The sequence below is a fragment of the Streptomyces sp. NRRL F-4489 genome, from assembly GCF_001509485.1.
Lineage (GTDB): Bacteria > Actinomycetota > Actinomycetes > Streptomycetales > Streptomycetaceae > Streptomyces.
The window spans coordinates 41,339-60,022 of record NZ_LLZI01000035.1 but is presented as its reverse complement, the minus strand read 5'-3'; the positions used below and the strand labels follow the sequence as shown (position 1 = coordinate 60,022).

General features: G+C 74.2%; 16 protein-coding genes and 2 pseudogenes. 12 read left to right on the top strand and 6 right to left on the bottom strand.

The window, feature by feature from the left end:
- Positions 1 to 51 precede the first annotated feature (51 nt).
- The 4 genes from ADL22_RS05295 (at position 52) to ADL22_RS05280 (ending at position 5,091) form a co-directional block, all read left to right on the top strand.
- The gene (locus ADL22_RS05295) at positions 52 to 747 is read left to right on the top strand and encodes a hypothetical protein (RefSeq protein ID WP_234430546.1); all 696 of its coding nucleotides are present in this window, start codon (positions 52 to 54) and stop codon (positions 745 to 747) included.
- A 303-nt stretch (positions 748 to 1,050) separates the two neighbouring features.
- Complete coding sequence (locus tag ADL22_RS05290; protein WP_079063855.1) at positions 1,051 to 1,842, top strand: IPT/TIG domain-containing protein; 792 nt, start codon at positions 1,051 to 1,053, stop codon at positions 1,840 to 1,842.
- Between the two features lie 148 nt (positions 1,843 to 1,990).
- On the top strand, positions 1,991 to 3,256 hold the full coding sequence (locus tag ADL22_RS05285) for an IPT/TIG domain-containing protein (RefSeq protein ID WP_066974227.1): 1,266 nt from the start codon (positions 1,991 to 1,993) through the stop codon (positions 3,254 to 3,256).
- Positions 3,257 to 3,459: 203 nt separating this feature from the next.
- Complete coding sequence (locus tag ADL22_RS05280) at positions 3,460 to 5,091, top strand: IPT/TIG domain-containing protein (RefSeq protein ID WP_079063854.1); 1,632 nt, start codon at positions 3,460 to 3,462, stop codon at positions 5,089 to 5,091.
- Positions 5,092 to 5,122: 31 nt separating this feature from the next.
- Here the strand turns inward: ADL22_RS05280 and ADL22_RS35955 are convergent.
- Together ADL22_RS35955 and ADL22_RS05275 are read right to left on the bottom strand one after the other, a co-directional pair.
- Positions 5,123 to 5,512, bottom strand: a pseudogene (locus tag ADL22_RS35955) (IS5/IS1182 family transposase); the annotation flags it as partial.
- A 3-nt stretch (positions 5,513 to 5,515) separates the two neighbouring features.
- Positions 5,516 to 6,802: an MFS transporter gene (locus ADL22_RS05275; protein WP_066974226.1), complete on the bottom strand. Its 1,287-nt coding sequence runs from the start codon at positions 6,800 to 6,802 to the stop codon at positions 5,516 to 5,518.
- A 146-nt stretch (positions 6,803 to 6,948) separates the two neighbouring features.
- Between ADL22_RS05275 and ADL22_RS05270 the strand changes: the two genes are divergently transcribed.
- Positions 6,949 to 7,512: a CGNR zinc finger domain-containing protein gene (locus tag ADL22_RS05270; RefSeq protein WP_066974225.1), complete on the top strand. Its 564-nt coding sequence runs from the start codon at positions 6,949 to 6,951 to the stop codon at positions 7,510 to 7,512.
- Between the two features lie 73 nt (positions 7,513 to 7,585).
- On the opposite strand, the gene ADL22_RS05265 is transcribed toward ADL22_RS05270, so the two are convergent.
- On the bottom strand, positions 7,586 to 8,107 hold the full coding sequence (locus ADL22_RS05265) for a TerD family protein (protein WP_066974224.1): 522 nt from the start codon (positions 8,105 to 8,107) through the stop codon (positions 7,586 to 7,588).
- 415 nt (positions 8,108 to 8,522) lie between these two features.
- Complete coding sequence (locus ADL22_RS05260; protein WP_066974223.1) at positions 8,523 to 9,110, bottom strand: TetR/AcrR family transcriptional regulator; 588 nt, start codon at positions 9,108 to 9,110, stop codon at positions 8,523 to 8,525.
- Between the two features lie 198 nt (positions 9,111 to 9,308).
- Between ADL22_RS05260 and ADL22_RS05255 the strand changes: the two genes are divergently transcribed.
- Both ADL22_RS05255 and ADL22_RS05250 read left to right on the top strand, forming a co-directional pair.
- The gene (locus ADL22_RS05255) at positions 9,309 to 10,721 is read left to right on the top strand and encodes an amidase (RefSeq protein ID WP_066974222.1); all 1,413 of its coding nucleotides are present in this window, start codon (positions 9,309 to 9,311) and stop codon (positions 10,719 to 10,721) included.
- A gap of 70 nt (positions 10,722 to 10,791) precedes the next feature.
- A complete protein-coding gene (locus ADL22_RS05250; RefSeq protein ID WP_066974221.1) occupies positions 10,792 to 11,397 on the top strand; it encodes a YdbC family protein in 606 nt (201 codons plus the stop codon).
- Between the two features lie 30 nt (positions 11,398 to 11,427).
- On the opposite strand, the gene ADL22_RS05245 is transcribed toward ADL22_RS05250, so the two are convergent.
- Positions 11,428 to 12,132, bottom strand: a complete 705-nt coding sequence (locus ADL22_RS05245; RefSeq protein WP_066974220.1) for a TetR-like C-terminal domain-containing protein — start codon at positions 12,130 to 12,132, stop codon at positions 11,428 to 11,430.
- Positions 12,133 to 12,253: 121 nt separating this feature from the next.
- Between ADL22_RS05245 and ADL22_RS05240 the strand changes: the two genes are divergently transcribed.
- The 5 genes from ADL22_RS05240 to ADL22_RS05220 all read left to right on the top strand — a co-directional run bounded on the left by ADL22_RS05240 (position 12,254) and on the right by ADL22_RS05220 (position 17,222).
- Positions 12,254 to 13,873 (top strand): ABC-F family ATP-binding cassette domain-containing protein, encoded by a 1,620-nt coding sequence (locus ADL22_RS05240; protein WP_066974219.1) that lies wholly within the window; start codon positions 12,254 to 12,256, stop codon positions 13,871 to 13,873.
- Between the two features lie 95 nt (positions 13,874 to 13,968).
- Positions 13,969 to 14,628, top strand: coding sequence for a histidine phosphatase family protein (locus ADL22_RS05235; protein ID WP_066974218.1), 660 nt, complete (start codon positions 13,969 to 13,971; stop codon positions 14,626 to 14,628).
- A gap of 11 nt (positions 14,629 to 14,639) precedes the next feature.
- Positions 14,640 to 15,545: an ADP-ribosylglycohydrolase family protein gene (locus ADL22_RS05230; RefSeq protein ID WP_066974217.1), complete on the top strand. Its 906-nt coding sequence runs from the start codon at positions 14,640 to 14,642 to the stop codon at positions 15,543 to 15,545.
- A 258-nt stretch (positions 15,546 to 15,803) separates the two neighbouring features.
- Positions 15,804 to 16,505, top strand: a complete 702-nt coding sequence (locus ADL22_RS05225; protein ID WP_066974216.1) for a ribonuclease HII — start codon at positions 15,804 to 15,806, stop codon at positions 16,503 to 16,505.
- 66 nt (positions 16,506 to 16,571) lie between these two features.
- Positions 16,572 to 17,222 carry a hypothetical protein gene (locus ADL22_RS05220; protein WP_066974215.1) on the top strand — a complete coding sequence of 217 codons (651 nt, stop codon included), beginning with the start codon at positions 16,572 to 16,574 and terminating at the stop codon, positions 17,220 to 17,222.
- 675 nt (positions 17,223 to 17,897) lie between these two features.
- Here ADL22_RS05220 and ADL22_RS35950 read toward each other — a convergent pair.
- A pseudogene (locus tag ADL22_RS35950) lies at positions 17,898 to 18,476 on the bottom strand (hypothetical protein); the annotation flags it as partial.
- Positions 18,477 to 18,684: the final 208 nt, after the last annotated feature.

The following is an 18,684-nucleotide window of genomic DNA, read 5'->3' as shown; positions in this document are numbered from 1 at the left end:
TTTGTGCATCGGCTGATGCGGGTGGCTCATACGTACGTCCAAGGAGGCGTTGTGCGAGCCATCAACCTGTTTCGATTACTGGCTGGGGCCGGCGCGGCAGGTGCGCTCCTGCTCACCGTCCCGGCGGCGGAAGCAGACGCCGCGGGTCCGGTGCAAGCGGTGCTCGTGCCGTGCAGCGAGACGGCATTGGTCAACGCCGTCAACGGAGCCAATGCCGCCGGGGGCGGTGACCTGATCCTCGCGCCGTTCTGCACCTACACGCTGACCGGCGCACACAGCACAGGTGGCAGCGGAGGGCCTGCGGGCCTGCCGAACATCACCACGCCGATCACCATGTCCGGGCTGGCGACCGAGATCACCCGGGCGCCGAACGCGCCCTCCTTCCGGATCATCGAGGTGGACGGGCCCGCCCAAGTCCCCACCGCCCAGGGGCAGCTCACCTTGACCACGGTCACCATCAGCAACGGTGACGCCGGCCTCGGCGTGGGCGGCGGCATCGCCAACCTCGGCGGGTCGGTGACCATGACCGCGAGCGGTGTCCGGGGCAGCCGCGCCTCGTACGGCGGCGGCATCTACACCGACACCGCGCTGACGATGACCGCCGGCAGCGTCACCGGTAACACCGCCACCGTCAACGGCGGCGGCGTCTACCGGAACGCGGGCTCCGTCACACTGCTCGCCGGCAATGTGTCCGGCAACGCCCCGAACAACTGCGCCGCCACCGCGCCTTGGACTGCCCCCTGCTGAGACTGGGGGGCACCCAACTCGGCGTACCGAGCGGCGAGTTCGCCGCGCAGTAGGCGAACGCTCCCTTGTCTGCTCCGTACGGCGCTGCGGCCCCGAGCAGGCGAGATCGACGGCGCCCGTGGCGAAGCGGCGCGTCCGTTCCCACAGGACGACCTGGCCAGGCGCCCTGTGGCAGCAGTGCTTCACCTCTCTTCCCGACCCCTTTGCCCACTGGGGCGTCCCGATGCGGCTGTGGGCCGCGTCAGCCATCCGTCTGCTCTTGCTCGCACGCGGGCAGAGCGGCCCGTTCGAAGGAGAAAGCTCATGGCAACCATCACGTCGATAGTGGACACCACGACCACGACCAACCAGGGCAAGGCCGGAGACACCGTCCAGATCAACGGAACCGCCCTGTCGACCACCGCTAAGGTGAACTTCGGTACGGCGGCGGTCACCCCGACCAGCGTCACCGCCACCCAGGTCACCTTCGTGGTGCCCAGCACGGCGCCGTGCTCCGGCCAGGTTTCCGTCAGCGTCACCAGCACCACCGGTGCCACCAGCAACGCGCTGCCGTTCTTCGTCATCGCCGCACCGACCACCACGGGGACGAGCGTCGTCTGTGTGCCGGCCGCCACCGGCGGCCCGGTGACGCTGTTCGGCACCAACTTCCTCTCCGGAACGCATGTCGGGGTGGGCACCGTCGGTACCGTGGCGGTCACCCCCACCCAGCCGAGCCAGGTCACCTTCACCGCCCCGGCCAACCCGGGCCAGGTCGGCACGGTGTCGACCCAGCCGGTGACCATCACCACCGCCGGCGGCACCAGCACCTCGGGCACCACCCTGATCGACTACTACCTCGCGCCGACCATCACCGCGGTGCTGCCCACCTCGGGTACGGCCGGGGACCAGATCACCGTCACCGGAACCGGTTTCGTCGGCGTCGACACCGTCACCTTCACCGACAGCGCCGCCGCCACCGCCACCGCGGTCTTCACCCCCATCAGTGACACCCAGCTCGTCGCCACCGTGCCCGGCGGCCTGGCCGCCGGCGCCGGAACCATCACGGTCCACACCTGCGGCGGCAACTCCAACGCCCAGGCCTTCACCCTCACCTGACCGCCGGGGACGGCCAGGCGCCCATGCCGGTCCCGCGTCGCCGCCTGTCCACAGCGCCTGATGCGGAGGGGCGGCGACGCCCTTGTGCCCCGGCCGGCAGCCACCGGCCGGGGCGTCGCCCAGGCGGTACGAAGAAGGAGAAGAGCTCATGGCTCCCGTCGTGACCAGCATCAGCCCCGCCCACGGTGCCCCGGCCGGGGGTACCGCCGTCACCCTCACCGGTTCCGGCTTCACCGGCGCCACCCTGGTCAGGTTCGGCCCCAACGGCACCAACTTCGTCATCGTGAGCGACACCCTGATCACGGCCAAGACCCCCGCAGGAACGGGCACCGTCAACGTCACGGTCACCGCGCCGACAGGGACGAGCACCCAGAACGTGCTCTTCAGCTATACCTCGGCCCCGGCCCCGGCCCCGGCCCTCAGCGGCCTCAGTCCGGCGTCGGGTCCGCCATCGGGCGGTAATACCGTGACGCTCACCGGCACCGATCTCTCCGGTGCCACCTCGGTGAAGTTCGGGACCAATGCGGCGGCCGTTCTCAGCAACAGTGCCACGCAGATCACGGTCATCGCACCGGCGAACACCGGCACCGTCAACGTCACCGTGACCACCGCCGCCGGGACCAGCAACGCCCTCACCTACACCTATCTCACCACGCCCGTCCCGTCACTCAGCAGCCTCAACCCCACCTCCGGCCCCGCCTCCGGCGGCAACACCGTCACCCTCAACGGCACCAACCTCGCCGGCGCCATCTCGGTGAAGTTCGACGGCAACCCGGCCACCATCGTCACGAACACCGCGACACAGATCACCGTCGCCGCACCGGCCGGCCCGCCGTCCTCGGTCGGTGTCACGGTCACCACGGCCGGGGGCACCAGCAATCCGCTGCCGTACTTCTACCTCGTCGCGCCCACCGTCAGTAATCTGTCCACGCACCTCGGTCCGGCCACCGGAGGGAACACCGTCACCGTCCTCGGCAGCAATCTGACGCTCGCCAGCGCGGTGGACTTCGGCGGGACTCCCGCCACCGGCATCACCGTGGTCTCCGACAACCAGCTGACCGTGACCGCGCCGGCCGGGTCCGGCACGGTCGTCGTCACCGTCACCACACCGGGCGGAACGAGCACGGCGGCCACCGGAAACCCCTACTACACCTACCTCCCGGCGCCCGCCCTGACCAGCCTCACCCCCTCCCACGGCCCGGACCTCGGGGGCGACGCGATCGTGCTGGGCGGCAGCAACCTCACCTACACCGACGCGGTGACCTTCGGCGGCGTCCCGGCCTCCTTCGCGGCGATCTCCGACACCCAGGTCGTCGCGACCAGCCCGGGCGGAGCACCCGGCACGGTGAACGTCGTGGCGCACACCCCGGCCGGGAACAGCAACCCCCTGCCCTATGTCTACGACCCCTCCTGAGGCCACCGGCCGACGATCTGTCAGCCGCGGTGGCCCTCGATGCGGGAATCAGGAAAAGGAGAGCGTCATGGTTCCGGTAGTCCTCAGCGTCAGCACCATCCCCTGCACTCGGACAAGAGGCACTTCGGTCACCAGCGGCAGCACCGGTCGTACCAGCGCCTTGGCCCCGCCTACGGACGGCGGCCCGGAACCGGGGGCATGCCATGGAGACGAATGAGCCGCTGATAGCGGAGGAGATCCCGGTGGGGCACGCCCCCGTCATCGCAGCGATCACCCCGGACGGCCGGCGCGTCCATGTGACCAACTTCGGCAGCAGCAGCGTCAGCATCATCGACACCAGCACCCGCACCGTCATCGCCACGGTCGGTGTGACCAGCGGACCGTGGGGGGTCGCGATCAGCCCGGACGGGCTGCGCGCCTATGTGGCCTGTTTCGGGACCGACAGCGTGGCGGTCATCGACACCACCACCAACCGGGTCACCGGTAGCATCCCGGGCCTGAACAAGCCCCTGAACCTCGCGGTGTCACCGGACGGTTCCCGGCTCTACGTGGCCAGCCAGGGCGGGAACCGGGTGGATGTGATCAATACGGCCACCGGCACCGTCATCGCCTCGGTACCGGTGGGCACAGGGCCGCGCAACGTGGCGATCACACCGAACGGGAGGGAGGTGTACGTCGCCGAAGAGGGCGCGAACGCCGTCGACGTCATCGACACCGCCACCCACACCGTCATCGCGACCCTCACCGGGTTCCTCTTCCCCCGCGGGGTGGCGGCTTCCCCCGACGGACAGCGCGTCTACGTCACGGAGTACGGCGGCAACAAACTGGACGTCATCGACACCGCCACGCACACCGTCGTGGAGACGGTCACCGGGCTTCCCATCCCCTGGGGCGTGGCGGTCAGCCACGACGGGCTGCTGGCGTACGTCGCGCGCGACGGCGATGACAGCGTCTCCGTCATCGACCTGATCAGCAACGAGATCGTGAACACGGTGTCGGGCTTCCACGCGCCGTCCTGGCCGGCGGTCACGCCGGACGACCTCGAGGTCTACGTGGTCAACAACGGCAACGAGACGGTGCGGGTGCTGCCCGCGCCGACCGGTGCGTTCCCCAACGTGGGCCCCATGTCGGGTGGGACGGCGGTGGACATCGTCGGCGAAGGGCTGGGCAACACCACCGCCGTCCGCTTCGGTTGCCAGTCGGCCGCCTCCTTCCGGGTCCTCAGCGACCGCGAGATCCTGGCCGTCTCGCCGCGCCTGCCCACCGACGTCCCTATCGACGCCACCATCGGGCAGAACACCCCCCTGACCGTGGGCCGCTTCTACTACCTTCCGGAATCGGTGCTCACCAAGATCAGTCCGACCTCGGGGCCGCTGAGCGGGGGCGGCACCCTGACCGTGACCGGCCGGGGCCTGATCACCACCCTGTCGGTGCGCTTCGGCACCGTGGCCGTCACCCCGTCGTCCGTCCTGGACGACAGGGTCACCGTGACGGTGCCGCCCGCGGAGATGGCCGGCCCCGTGCCGGTCACCGTGGTCACGCGGAGCAACACCTACGGACGGTCCACCTTCACCTACGTCGGGCCGCCCGGCATCACCTCCGTGACCCCCTCCACAGGCACGACGGCGGGCGGCGACCCGGTCCTGATCGTGGGCACCGAGCTCGCGACCACACAAGCGGTGACAATCGGCGGCGTAGCGGCGGCCTTCGGGATCATCTCCAACACCCGGATCGCCGTCGTCACTCCCCCCGCGGCCGCCCCCGGCCCGGCGAACGTCACCTTGACGACGACGGGCGGCACCACCACCGCGCTTGGGGCCTTCGTCTACGTCTGATCGCCGCGGCCGGTTGCCAGGTGCCGGAGCAGCGGTGCGTGAGGCCACGCTTGCGTAACCATCGCCGCAGGTGGGGAGTAGTCGTGGCCGTTGTCGCCGGGCAGCTTGCCCGGCCTGCGCCGTCGGGGTCCGCGGCGGGCCCGGATCGGCGGCATGCCTCTGACCGGAGTGATCAGGGCCTGGCTGTCGTGCAGGTCCGCCCCCGAGATCCCAACGGGCAGGTGCGGACCGGTCCGCTCGGTGATCAAGTGGATCTTCGGGCCGTACGTGCCCCGGTCGACAGGATTCGGACCCGTCACATCGCCCTTTTCAGAGCCCGCATGTTCACCGAGTCGATCGCACAGCGGGGCCAGCCCCACTCGCCGCGGGGGCCGAGCTCGTCGAGGGCCGGGCGGTTGAGCTTGGCCCACACCGTGGCTTCCAGTCAGAGAAACGGCTGGGGGCGCCGGACCGGTGCTCGTGCGCGTACTCGTACGCGTAGGAGCAGTGTGTGGAGCAAGGCGGCCGCGATCTGGAGGGCGGCGATGCCCAGGAGCAGGGCGGGCGGTGGCAGCGTGGCGGCCAGGCCGGTGAGGGCCGCCCCGCAGGCCGCCGCGGTGATCTTGAGCCCGGCCCCCAGGGTGAAGACCTGGGCCCGTACGGGCGCGGGGGCGTGATCGGCCCGGATCCGGAGCGTCGCGGTGAGCAGCGGGCCGTCGCAGAGTCCAGCGACAACGAACAGCGCCGCCACCGCGGCCGGTACGGGAAGCAGCGCCGCGGCGCCCAGTGCTGCCCCGGTGCCCAACAGGGCAAGGGTGGCGACCAGTTGGGACGATAGGCGCGGGCGCCAATGGGCCACGGCCAGGGACCCGGCCAGCGCACCGGTGGCGAACGCGGTCATCAGGACGCCGCCGCTCCCCGGGCTGCCCCGGTGGGCGGCGAGCAGGACCGTGGTGGTGGTCAGCCCGCCGATCCCGAGGAAGGCCAGGCAGGTGGCCGCGGTGATGGCCCGCAGCTCGCGGACGCGCACCAGGGCGGCGAGCCCTGCCGTGGGGCCGGGGCGCGGCGCGTCCGGGGCGTGGGCGGTGCTGCCGGGGACCTCCGGGGCGTCCGGGGCGTGGGCCGTTCCGGCCGTACGGGTGCCGGGGCGCGGGTGCGGGCGGAAGAGGCCGGGGGCCAGTCCGGCGGCGACCGCGGCCACTCCGGCGAGCAGCGCCATCGCCGGGCCCGGCGACCAGATGCCCGCGAGCGCGGCGACGGCGGCCGGTCCGGCCACCGAGGCGGCGTTGTACACGGCGGCGTCCAGGGCGTACGCGCGATCGCGCGCCGGGCCCTCCGGCACCAGGGCGGCGATCAGCCCGGACAGACCGCCGGAGACCACCGGTCCGCAGCTCCCGCCGATCAGCGCGACGGCCAGGGTCAGCAGGGCGGGCGCGCGTCCGGTGAGGACCGCCAGCGCGGCGATGGCGGCGGCGAATCCACCCAGTGCGGTGACGTGGAAGAGGCGCGGCCTACGGGTCCGGCCGGCCGCCGCGCCTACCAGGGGAGCGGCCAGGACATGCGGCGCCATCCAGGCGGTGAGGACGAACGCCCCCTGGGCCGCGCTGCCGGTCCGCGCGAGCGCCAGCAGCACCGCGGCCACCCCCATGCCCTCCTCGGCCAGCCGGGCGAGCAGCGCAACGGCCAGATAGCGCGGTAATCCGGCGGGATTGTGATCATGGACGGTGCGCATGTCGGCCCCTCCCGTGTAACGGCTTATCTCGGTAAGGCGTTACAGACGTTACAGTGGAGGGTGGGCGAGGGGCACGGATATCCGCGGTGGAGATGCCCGGGAAGGGGAGCGGTGGGATGGCCGAGGATGAGAGGGGCCGAGGGGAGATGGGGCAAGGCGAGCGCGCGCGGCCCGGTTTCCGGCCCGCCGAGCGGTTGATCGACCTTGCCAACGCCGTCCGGGCGACGCCGGATCTGCCCCGTGCCGCCCTCGTGGAACTCCTCGCCCGCCACGGCGAGAGCCCCGGCGACCTCACCGAGTGGGCCTTCACGGAACGGGACGCCGGCGAACTGCGCGGCGCCGCCGTCCGGATCGCCGCCGTGCTCACCGAGACCGACACCGACCGGGCCGCGCACGCCCTCAACGGCCTGCTGGCGGCCTGCGGCGCCCGGCCGCGGCTCTCCCGGCACGGCGGCCACCCCTGGCACCTGCACGTCGACCGGGGTGACGATGCCGGCTGGGGCGACTGGTTCCTGGCCTCCAGCGCCCTCGCGCTGGCCCAGATCCTGACCGAGTACGGCCGGGTCCCCTGGGGCGAGTGCGCGGCGTCCGGCTGCACCGCGCTTTATCTGGGCACCGGCCCGGGGAGCGCCCGCCGTTTCTGCTCGCCGGCCTGCGCCACCCGCGAACGGGTCGCCGCCCACCGCCGCCGCAAGAAGGCGGAGGGGTGAGGCGACGACCCGTTGGCGGACGAGTGGCGTGCTGGCCGGCGGGCCGGCGAGAGGGCCGGCCCGGGGCGCGGCCTCAGCTTCCCATCAGGCGGGTGAACGTGTCCGGATCGGCGTCGTATCCGCGCAGTACGGGCGTGAACCGCCACTCGCCCGACGCGTCCCGGGCGAACTCGGCGACCGTCGCCGCGGTGGCGTCCGCGGCGCCCGCGAAGTCGTTCCGCGCCAGCCGGGTGTAGCCCTCGCGCACCTCGACCAGGGTGTTCGCCACCTCGCCGAACACCCGGCGGCCGTGCTCCTGCTGGATGACCACGCCCACCACGACGCGGGAGTAACGCTCGGAGATCCGCTCCAGCTCCAGCGTCATGACCTCGTCGTCGCCGAATCCCTGGCCGGTCCGGCTGTCCCGGTTGAGGATGATGGTGCCGTCGGGCGAACGGCTGTCGAAGTGCACCAGATAGGCCGGTTCGCCGTGCGGCGCGTCGGCCGGGTATGTCGCCGCGATGATGTCGAGGTCGATATCCGGCTCACCGATGGGGCTGGGATCCCATCCGAGCGCCACCACGACCTTGTCGATCCCCTTTTTGAGCGTGCTCACCGGGTATCCCCTTCCGTCAGCTCCCGTGGCCCAGCCGGTCCGCGCCCCGGCGGACAACTCCCCGGGATGTCCCCGTGTGGGCCCATCGTGCCATGTGGCGGCGGACGCCGGACCGGTAAGTGCGCACGGCGGCACGGGTGTTCGCGGCCCGAGTGCATTGCCGCGCGGCCAGGGGTGCGATGCCCGCTCGGCCTCGGTGCGATGTCCGCGCGACTCTCGGTGCGATGGCGACGTGTGCGCTCGGTGCGATGGTCGGTCATTCCTCGGTGCAATGCGAGGACAAAGGGTCGGTGCAATGGGTCTCATTGCGCCGAGGTGATGAGCGAGCGGTTGCTCGCCGCCGCGGTCGCCACGGTCACCGCGGTCGTGGCGGTCGCCAACTGGCGCCGCCGGCCCGCCCGTTCATCCCGCTCGTTCACCCCGCCCGCTCGCCCCACAAGCCGGCGAGATGGGCGTCGAGTACGTGCAGCGCCTCGGCGGGCGAGAGGTGGCCGATCAGGACATGGGTGGTGAGGCCGTCGGCGAGGGCGAGGAGGGTGCGGGCGGCGCGTTCCGGGTCGGGGGTCGCGGTGGCCTCGGCGATGAGGCGGGTGAACAGGGTCTGGAGTTCGGCGTAGCTGGTGCGCAGGATGCCGGCCAGCGGCGGACTGACCGCGGCCTGGGCGACGAACGCCAGCCAGACCCGCGCCTCCGCGCGCCGTTCCTCCTGGAGGAGGGCGATCTCGGTCGCGGCGTGGCCCAGCGCCGTACCGGCCGACTGGGCGGGCGAGGCGACCAGCCGGGCCGTCACCCGCGCGGTGATCCGTTCACCGACGTGGGTGAGGGCGAAGACCAGCATCTCCTCCTTGGTGCGGAAGCAGCGCTGGACCGCCCCCATGGACACCTCCGCGCGGGCCGCGACGTCCCGCAGGGTCACGCCCTCCAGGCCGCTCTCGTCGGCCAGTTGGCACACGGCCTCGGCGATCCGACGCCGTCGGCCCTCGTGGTCCACCTGTCTGGGCATGCCCTGTACCCGCCTTGTCGCTATGTCGCCTTGTCCGATGGGGGTTATCCGATGCGTGCGTATCGGAAACAAGGCTACGATGGGTTCGTTCCGATGCAAGTGCATCGGAACGCCGCCGGGCCGCCACGCGATCCCCGGTGGAGCGATCGCCGGCGACGCGGCGACGTGACGACGACGGAACGGTGAGGTCTCAGGGGCATGTCCGACGCACTGTGGAAGAAGCCGGCCCGCGCCCAAGCGGCGGCGGTACGGGCCGGGGAGGTGGCCGCGGCCGAGCTGGTCGAGGACCACCTGGCGCGGATCGCCGAGGTCAACCCGGTGATCAACGCCGTCACCCAGCTGCTCGCCGACCGGGCGCGGGCCGCCGCCGCGGAGACCGACCGCCGGCGTGCCGCGGGCGCGGAGCTGGGCCCGCTGGCCGGGGTGCCGTTCACGGTGAAGGAGACGACCGCCATCGAGGGCGTGCCGACGACGTTCGGCGTGGAGAGGTTCCGTGACCTCGTGGCGCGCGCCGACGCGCCCCCCGTGGCCCGGTTGCGGGCGGCCGGCGCCATCCCCATCGGCCACAGCAACATGCCGACGATGGTCCTCGCCGGAGTCCACACCCGCAGCGTGCTCTACGGGGACACCGTCAACCCGTGGGACCCGAAAGTCACCCCCGGGGGCAGTAGTGGCGGCGACGGCGCCGCGGTGGCCACGGGGATGGCCCCGCTCGGACTCGGCAACGACTCCGGCGGTTCGGTGCGCATCCCGGCGTCGTTCTGCGGCGTCGCGGGGCTGAAGCCGACGTACGGCCGGTTCGCGGCCGACCACCGCGTCGGGCCGGACGACCCGTCCTACGCCGCCCAGATCCTGGTCACCGACGGCCCGCTGGCCCGTACGGTCGACGACCTGCGGCTGGCCTACGAGGTGCTGGCCGGCGCCGACCCGCGCGACCCCAGGGCCGTGCCGGTGCCCCCGTACGGCGAGCCGCTGCCGGGGCCCGTCAAGGTGGCGGTGGTGGCGGACCCGGGCGGGCACGGCGTCCACCCGGCGGTGCGCGCCGCCGTGGAGCGCGCCGCGGACGCGCTCCGGGACGCCGGCTACGAGGTGTGCGAGGGCCTGGACGTCCCCAGGCTGGACGACGCACTGGCGGTCTACGGGCGGCTGACCCGCAGCGAATTCGCCACCACCTGGCCGGTGATCAAGCCGCTGCTGGGCGAGGGCGGGCACCGCTACATCGAGCTGGGCATGGACGAGGCCGGGCCCGCGGAGCTGCCGGAGTACCTCCGGCTGACCGGCGCGCGGCTCGGTATCCGGCGCGACTGGGCGGCGTTCCTGGACGCGTACCCGCTGGTCCTGGGGCCGGTGTTCACCGAGCCGCCGTTCATCCCGGGGGACGAGGCGCGGGACGCGGAGAGCTACCGGCGGGTGCAGACCGCGATGCGGCTGTGCACCGCGACCAGTTTCGTCGGGGTGCCCGCGGTGGCGGTGCCGGCGGGGGTGGTGAACGGGCTGCCGCACGGCGTGCAGCTGATCGGGCGCGCCTACCGCGAGGACCTGTGCCTGGCGGCGGCCGAGGAGGTCGAGCGGCGGCTGGGCGTCCCGACGCCCATCGATCCGCGCCCGTAGCGGAATTCGGGGCACGGACAGGGGGCCGCGGCCAGCGGGCGCGGCCGCTCCCTGGCCGTACCATGGCGCGGTGCTGGTCAAGTGGATTCGCCTCACCGTCGTGGACCGCCGAGGGTTCGAACGGGGGCAGCGGAAGTGGGCCGGGCTCCTGGGCGAGCCCGGCTTCCGGGGGCAGGCCGGAGGGTGGAGCCGCTCCCGGCCCGGGGTGGCGCATCTGGTCGGCTTCTGGGAGAGCCGGGCGTTCTACGACTCCTTCATGGCGCGCTCCCACGACCGGCTGGCGGCCGCCCAGAACGGCACCTACAAGGACAGCCAGGTCCGGCTGTTCGAGCACGAATTCGATGTGAAGGTGGGGTTCCGGCCCTCCTTCGGGGACGCGGATGTGCTGCGGCTGGCGCACTGCCAGGTGCGCCCGGACCGCGTGGACCACTTCGTCCTCATGCAGGAGAAGGTCTGGAACCCGGCGATGGCCGGCTCGCCCGGCATGCTCCGGGGGATGGTCGGGCGCGCGCCGGGCGAGGAATTCCTGGTGCTGTCCATGTGGCAGTCGGCGGCCGAGCGCGGGAAGTACCGCCCCGAGCGGGTGGAGCGGCTGGCGCTGCGGGCCCAGATAGCCGCCGACGTCCGCGCGATCGCGGGCGATGTGGTGCAGATGGAACCCTCCTGGACGGTGTGAGCGGCCTCCTGGACGGTGTGAGCGGCGCGGTCAGCCCGCCCGCTCCGGCGCGCCGGGCGCGGCGCCGGCCGGCTCATTGGTCGTGAAGGCCCCCGCGCGGGCCGCGGCCACCGCCGCGTCCGCGGCCTGGTCGGCGAGCGCGGCGGACACCGGCTCGCGGGTGACGAAGAGCCGCAGGAACAGCGGCGCGGCGACCGAGCGGACCAGCGCCCCGGCGTCCACGGTGCCGCCGGGGGCGGGGAGTTCGCCGCGGTGGGCGGCGCGCTCCACGATGGCCTCGCAGCGCGCGAACCGCTCGGTGTAGTAGGCGCGCAGCGCCGTGGCGGCCCGCTCGGACTGGAAGCCGGCCGCGATCAGCGCGGACCCGGCGGAGGCCGTCGCGGGGTCGGTGAAGGAGTCGACGACCTCGTGCGCGAGCGCGCGCAGATCGCCCTCCAGGGAGCCGGTGTCCGGCGGCAGCCAGGTGTCCTCGCCCGCCAGGTCCAAGGCGTCGGCGAGCAGCCCCTCGACGCCGCCCCAGCGGCGGTAGAGCGTCGTCTTGTGCACGCCGGAGTGCTCGGCGACGTATTCCACGGTCAGGCCCGGATAGCCGAGCTCGGTGAGGCCGGTCAGCACGGCGTCGCGGACGGCGGCGCGGGTGCGGGCCGTGCGCCCGCCCGGCCGCCGGCTGCCGGGGGAGGGGACGGACGCCGGATCGCCGCTCCCAGCGCGCTTCTTCTCGGCCTCGTCAGACATTTTCGCTACTCCAGTTGCGTTAGCGGTCCGCGTATGTCATTCTCATCGTAACGCTACTTCGGTTGCGTTTGACCTTCGCGGCGCGCTGTCCGGCGCTCGCTTCTCTCACTCGGAGGATCCCGTGCCCACTCAGATCGCGCTGCACGACGTCACCACCACCCGCGGCGACCGCCCGCTCCTCGAAGGCGTCTCGCTCGCCGTACGCCCCGGCGAACGCCTCGGCATCGTCGGGGAGAACGGCGCCGGCAAGTCCACCCTGCTCCGCCTGGCCGCCGGCCTGGAGCCACCCGACGAGGGCCGCGCCGTGCTCACCGCCGAGGGCGGCACCGGCTATCTGGGGCAGACCCCCGACCTCCCCCCGGACCGCACCGTCCAGCACGCCATCGACAACGCCCTGGCCGGGCTCCGGGAGATCGAGCGGCGGCTGCGCGCCCTGGAAGCCGGCCTCGCCGACGCCACCCCGGAGCGGCTCGACGAGTACGGGGACCTCCTCACCCTCTTCGAGCTCCGCGGCGGCTACGAGGCCGACGCCCGCGTCGACCGCGCCCTGCACGGCCTCGGCCTGGAGGGATTGGACCGCGGCCGGCTCCTCGGCAGCCTCTCCGGGGGCGAGCAGGCCCGGCTCGGCCTCGCCTGCCTGATCGCCGCCGCACCCGAGGTCATGCTCCTCGACGAGCCGACCAACCACCTCGACGCCGCCGCCCTCGAGTGGCTGGAGGAGGCCCTGCTCGCCCACCGCGGCACGGTCCTCGCCGTCTCCCACGACCGGCTCTTCCTCCAGCGCGTCGCCACCGCGATCGTCGAGGTCGACGCCGACCGCCGCGCCCTCGTCCGCTACGGCGGCGGCTACGGCACCTTCCGCGCCGCCAAGGCCGCCGCCCGCCGCCGCTGGGAGCAGGAGTACGAGCAGTGGTGCGACGAGGTCGCCCGCCTCACGGCCCACGCCGAAGGCGCCGCGCGCAGCGTCGCCCAGGGCGGGGCCATGAAGGACAACAACAAAATGGCCTACGACCGCGACAAGGGCCGCGTCCAGTCCTCCGTCTCCAGCCGCGTGCGCAACGCCCGGGAGCGGCTCCGCCGCCTCCACGAGCAGCCCGTCCCCCGGCCGCCGGAGCCGCTCCGCTTCCGCGCGGCCCCGGCCGCCGGCGGCACGGACGGCACCCTGGTCCGCCTCGACGGCGTACGGGTCGGCGACCGCCTCGCGGTGGACGCGCTCACCGTGTCCGCCGGCGAGCGCCTCCTGGTCCACGGGGCCAACGGCGCGGGCAAGACCACCCTGCTGCGGGTCATGGCCGGCCTGACCGCACCCGACCGCGGCACGGTCGTCCGGCAGGGGCGGATCGGCTTCCTCGCCCAGGAGATCCCGGTCGCCCGCCCCGCCGAGCCCCTGCTGGCCGCCTTCCGCCGCGGTCTGGCCGGCGACCCCGAGGAGCTGACCGCCCTGCTGCTGTCCTTCGGGCTGTTCCGGGAGCGCGATCTGCACGTCCCCGTCGGCGGCCTCTCGGCCGGCCAGCGCCGCCGGCTCGCCCTGGCCCGCCTGCTCGCCCGCCCCGCCGACCTCCTGCTGCTCGACGAACCGACCAACCACCTGGCGCCCGCCCTCGTCGAGGAACTGGAAGAGGCGCTGGCCGCCTGGCCCGGCGCGCTCGTCGTCGTCACCCACGACCGGCTGCTGCGCCGCCGCTTCGCCGGCCGACCGTACGAAATACGCGGCGGCCGCCCGCTGCTCGCCGCCTGCTGACCGCGCCGGACAGGGCGGCGGGGCCCGGCGCGCCCGCCCCGGCGGTGCGCCGGACGCGGGCGGCATGTACAGGGCAGGCGTTCTACGCTGGCCGCATGGCCCGGCCCCGACGCATCGTCCTGCTCCGCCACGGCGAGTCCGTGGGGAACGCCGACGACACCGTCTACGAGCGGGAGCCCGACCACGCCCTCGCGCTCACCGAGACGGGGCGGCGCCAGGCGGCGGAAGCCGGCCGTCCGCTGCGCGGGATGTTCGGCGGCGAGCGGATCTCCGCGTACGTCTCGCCGTACCGCCGCACCCACCAGACGTTCCGCCTCCTCGGCCTGGATCCGGCCAGGGTCCGGGTCCGGGAGGAGCCGCGGCTGCGCGAGCAGGACTGGGGGAACTGGCAGGACCGCGACGACGTACGCCGCCAGAAGGCGTACCGCGACGCCTACGGCCACTTCTTCTACCGCTTCGCGCAGGGCGAGTCCGGCGCGGACGTCTACGACCGGGTGGGGGCCTTCCTGGAGAGCCTGTGGCGCAGCTTCGAGGACCCCCGCCACCCGCCCAACGTCCTGATCGTCACCCACGGACTCACCATGCGGCTGTTCTGCATGCGGTGGTTCCACTGGTCGGTCGCCGAGTTCGAGTCGCTGTCCAATCCGGGCAACGCCGAATGGCGCAGCCTCCTCCTCGGCCCCGACGGCCGCTACACCCTCGACCGCCCCTTCGACCGCTGGTGTGAGCCGGAACCGTACGGCATCACCGGTTAGAGTGCACAGCGATGACGACCCCTGACCCCCGTGACGCGGAGCGCTGTGCGCGGGCTCTGGCGAGCCTGCGCGGCCTCTCCGTGGGCGACGCCCTCGGTTCGCAGTTCTTCGTCCCCGCCCACTACCCCGCCCTCAAGCGCCGCGAGCTGCCGCCCGGCCCCTGGCGCTGGACCGACGACACCGCCATGGCCTGCTCCGTCCTGGCCGTCCTCACCACCCACCACCGCGTCGACCAGGACGCGCTGGCCCACTCCTTCGCCGAGCACCACGACCCCGGCCGCACCTACGGCCCGGTCGTCGACCGCCTGCTGCGCAGCATCCGCGACGGCGGCGACTGGCGGGAGCTGTCCGCCGCGCTGTTCAACGGCCACGGCTCCTGGGGCAACGGCGCCGCCATGCGCATCGCGCCCCTCGGCGCGTGGTACGCCGACGACCCCGAGCAGGCCACCCACCAGGCGGAGATCTCCGCCTACCCCACCCACCAGCACCGCGAGGCCGTCGTCGGCGCCATGGCGGTGGCCGCCGCGGCCGCCCTGGTCGCCGACCCCGCCCGCGCCCTCGGCCCCACGGACCTGCTCGACGGCGTCCTCGCCCTGATCCCGCGCAGCGCCGTCCAGGCCGGTCTGCGCCGGGCCCGCGACATGCTCGACTACGCCGACCCCGGCACCGTCGCCGCCGTCCTCGGCTGCGGCCGCCGCACCAGCGCCCACGACACCGTGCCGTTCACCCTCTGGGCCGCGGCGCGCCACCTCGGCGACTACGAGCAGGCGTTCTGGACCACCGCCCGGGCCGGCGGCGACGTCGACACCACCTGCGGCATCGTCGGCGGCATCCTCGCCGCCGCCCCCCAGGGCGCCCCGCCCCGGGAATGGCTCGACCGCACCGAGCCGCTGCCGCCGTGGACCCCCGCCGTCTGACCCGTACGCCGTCCCGCCCGCGCCGGCGCCAGCCCGTCCCGCCGCGCCCCGCCACCGACCGCGACGGGCCGCCGCCGTCCGCAACAGACCGCTCTCACCTGCGACTTCGCCGTCGGCGGGCCGTTGCGCGCGCCCGGTGCCGGGGGCTCGCGGACCCGCCCGGGACCGCCGCGCCCGCCCCTCCGGCGCGCCCCGCCGGCGCCGGTCGCGGATCCGGTGCGGACGCCCGCGCCGAATAGGCGTAATCTGGCTGGCGCCATGCCGTACGAGCCTCCCACCCATACCGTCGAGCGATCACTGCGCGCCACCACGGGCGCCAAGATCGTCGCAGGGATCGACGAGGTCGGGCGCGGAGCCTGGGCCGGACCGGTCAGCGTCTGCGCAGCCATCACCGGACTGCGCCGGCCACCGGACGGACTCACCGATTCCAAGCTGCTGACCCCCAAGCGCCGCACCGAACTGTGCGAGGTGCTCGCCGACTGGGTCACCTCGTTCGCCCTGGGTCACGCCTCACCGGAGGAGATCGACACCCTGGGCATGACCGCGGCCCTCCGGCTCGCCGCCGTCCGCGCCCTGGAGGCGCTGCCGGTCCGGCCGGACGCGGTCATCCTCGACGGCAAGCACGACTACCTGGGCGCGCCCTGGCGGGTCCGGACGGTCATCAAGGGCGACCAGTCCTGCATCGCGGTCGCCGCCGCGTCCGTGATCGCCAAAGTGCGGCGGGACGCCATGATGGCCGAACTCGGCCTGGAGTACGCCGACTTCGACTTCGCGGCCAATGCCGGCTACCCCTCGCCGACCCACCGCACCGCCCTGGAGCAGTACGGTCCCACGCCGTACCACCGGGTGTCGTGGTCCTACATGGACGCCCTGCCCCGGTGGCAGCACCTCAAGAAGGTGCGCGTCACCGCCGAAGCAGCCGCTCTGGAGGCCGGTGGCCAACTCGGCTTCGACTTCTGAGCGTCGGGGGCAGGAATTCGGTACCCCCTGACATGTCCCGCACCTACGTTTGATAGACATCCCTTTATGCCTCTCATCCCCGAGGAGCCTCAGATTCACGAGAGTGTCCCGGGTCCCCGCGCAACTCCGGCCGCCGGCCGCACCGCGCCGACCCCCCGTCCCGTTCCTGGTCCCGGTCCCCGCCCCGCCCCGCCGCGAGGCGCGCCCGCGTCCAGTGCCCGTCCGGGCAAGCCCGGACCCGCCGCTCCGTCGCGCGGGCCGGTCCCCGCCCCGCCGGCGCAGCGCACCGGCTCCCCGCAGCCGCCCGCCGCCACGGCCGAGCGCGCCGCCGGGCCCCAGCTCCAGCTGATCCCGGCACCCGCCGACGGCGCCATCGACGCCGCCGACGAAGCCGTCGACCTGCTCCTGGACTCCGGCCGCGCGCCGGGCGAGATCCTGGTGCTCACCACCGGCGGGGACCACCCGTGGGCCGCCCACGAGCTGTCGTTCGGCGAGGGCTCGTACTGGGCCCAGCACGACGCCGCGGACGACGTCTTCTACGCGGACGCCGGCGCCGAGCGTGCCACCGGGCGGCCCGTGGTGGTCGTCGCCCTCAACGGCGGCAGCGACGAGACCGCCGCGCGGGCCCTGCCCGCCGCGATGGCCCGCGCCGGAGCGCTGCTGATCGTCTGCGGCGACCCCGACCGGATCAACGCCGTACTCGGCGCGAACGCCTGACCGACACCGTCCGGCGCGGCCCGCCGGCCTCTGGCCGGGCGGGCTCGTTCGCGTGCCCGGCGTATCGGCCGGGCGGATAACCGCCGGTCGCCGGGCGCACCGCGGTCCGGGCACCGGCCCGGCGGGTGCCGCGCCCGCCCGGTGCGGGGGTGGTCAGCGGGGCGCCGGGCGCCGGCGGGCCTCGGGCGTTCCGCCTCCGGTCCGCCGGGGCGCTCCCCGGCCGCGCGGGGGCTCGGCCGGCGTGGTGGTCCGGGCCGGCGCCGTACGGGGTGGGGCGGACGGTGCCGCGGGTTCGGCAGGTCCCACCGGTCCCTGGCCGGGCGGCCGTTCCTCCGGTGTGCGCCCGTCCTCCGGCGTACGCCCGTCCGCCGGGCCATGCCCATCCGCCGGGACACGCCCCTCTGCCGGGCCGGGAACGTCCGCCGCACCACGCCCGTCCGCCGCACCAGGCACGTCCCCTGTCCGCGGCACCTGACCGGGCACGTCCCCCGCACCAGGCCCCGCCGCCGTCCGCCGCGCCTGACGGGGCACGGCCGCCGGCCCCGCGGGCCCATTCCCGCCGGCCGCGTCCCGACCGGCACCGCCGGCCACCGCGTCCGGGCCGCCACGTATACCGGGACGCGCCCCGTCCGCGCCCTCACGTACACCAGGCCGCGCCCCGTCCGGAGTACCGCCCCCACCCGCCCGCGCCCCCGCCGGCGCCGCCCGGCGCGTGCCGCCGCCGGGCCCGGGCGGTCTCGGCAGGCGGCCGCCGCGGCCTTCGCCCAGGACCTGCCAGCGGTCGCGGGTCAGCGCGATGAACGCGCCGCAGCGCAGGCCGTGCAGCGTGCAGGCGTCCCGCAGGCCCCACATCCACGCGCCGTCCGCCTCCGTCCAACGGGGGCCGCCCTCGCGGCAGTAGAGGAGCACCGCCGTCCGCACCGGGACCCGCAGCCGCAGGTCGTGCGGGATGATCCGGCGGAGCCGGGCCAGCAGCGCGTTGCGGCACTCCCAGCCGTCGGGGGCCGCGGCCGGTTCGCCGAACGACGCGCTGGCGACGACCCGTTCGCGGGGGTCCAGCACCGCTACGAGCACCGTCGCCGGGACGGGGAGGTGGAGTGCGTGCAGACCGGCGACGACCTCCCGGGGGCCGCGCAGCAGCGGTATGCCCGCCGACGCCCACTCCGCGGGCTCCAGCAGCCGTCCCGAGCGGGCGCCGGAAGCGGCCGACGCGGGCGGCGGGTCGTGCGAGGGCTGGGCGAATCCGAAGGCCATCGTCCTCCCTTCGTCTGCGCGTACGCGCTGCGGGCGGCGGCCGGGCGGCGCCGGCGCACCACCGCACGGCCCGGCCGGAGCGCGAACGGCCGGACACGGGGGAGCCGTTCCCATTCTCCCGGCTCGTACAGGCTTGCGGCAACGAGGAGTTCGCCGCGTACGGCCGGAAACGGCCGGTCCCCGCTGCTATCCCTGCCCATCCCGGCCG

What these genes read in the sequence shown, in the direction of transcription:
- ADL22_RS05275 (WP_066974226.1), bottom strand. Translation starts at nt 6,802, where the DNA reads ATGCGCACCGTCCATGATCACAATCCCGCCGGATTACCGCGCTATCTG.
- ADL22_RS05245 (WP_066974220.1), bottom strand. Translation starts at nt 12,132, where the DNA reads ATGTCTGACGAGGCCGAGAAGAAGCGCGCTGGGAGCGGCGATCCGGCG.
- ADL22_RS05260 (WP_066974223.1), bottom strand. Translation starts at nt 9,110, where the DNA reads ATGCCCAGACAGGTGGACCACGAGGGCCGACGGCGTCGGATCGCCGAG.
- ADL22_RS05290 (WP_079063855.1), top strand. Translation starts at nt 1,051, where the DNA reads ATGGCAACCATCACGTCGATAGTGGACACCACGACCACGACCAACCAG.
- ADL22_RS05255 (WP_066974222.1), top strand. Translation starts at nt 9,309, where the DNA reads ATGTCCGACGCACTGTGGAAGAAGCCGGCCCGCGCCCAAGCGGCGGCG.
- ADL22_RS05230 (WP_066974217.1), top strand. Translation starts at nt 14,640, where the DNA reads ATGACGACCCCTGACCCCCGTGACGCGGAGCGCTGTGCGCGGGCTCTG.
- ADL22_RS05220 (WP_066974215.1), top strand. Translation starts at nt 16,572, where the DNA reads ATGCCTCTCATCCCCGAGGAGCCTCAGATTCACGAGAGTGTCCCGGGT.
- ADL22_RS05235 (WP_066974218.1), top strand. Translation starts at nt 13,969, where the DNA reads ATGGCCCGGCCCCGACGCATCGTCCTGCTCCGCCACGGCGAGTCCGTG.
- ADL22_RS05270 (WP_066974225.1), top strand. Translation starts at nt 6,949, where the DNA reads ATGGGGCAAGGCGAGCGCGCGCGGCCCGGTTTCCGGCCCGCCGAGCGG.
- ADL22_RS05225 (WP_066974216.1), top strand. Translation starts at nt 15,804, where the DNA reads ATGCCGTACGAGCCTCCCACCCATACCGTCGAGCGATCACTGCGCGCC.
- ADL22_RS05280 (WP_079063854.1), top strand. Translation starts at nt 3,460, where the DNA reads ATGGAGACGAATGAGCCGCTGATAGCGGAGGAGATCCCGGTGGGGCAC.
- ADL22_RS05285 (WP_066974227.1), top strand. Translation starts at nt 1,991, where the DNA reads ATGGCTCCCGTCGTGACCAGCATCAGCCCCGCCCACGGTGCCCCGGCC.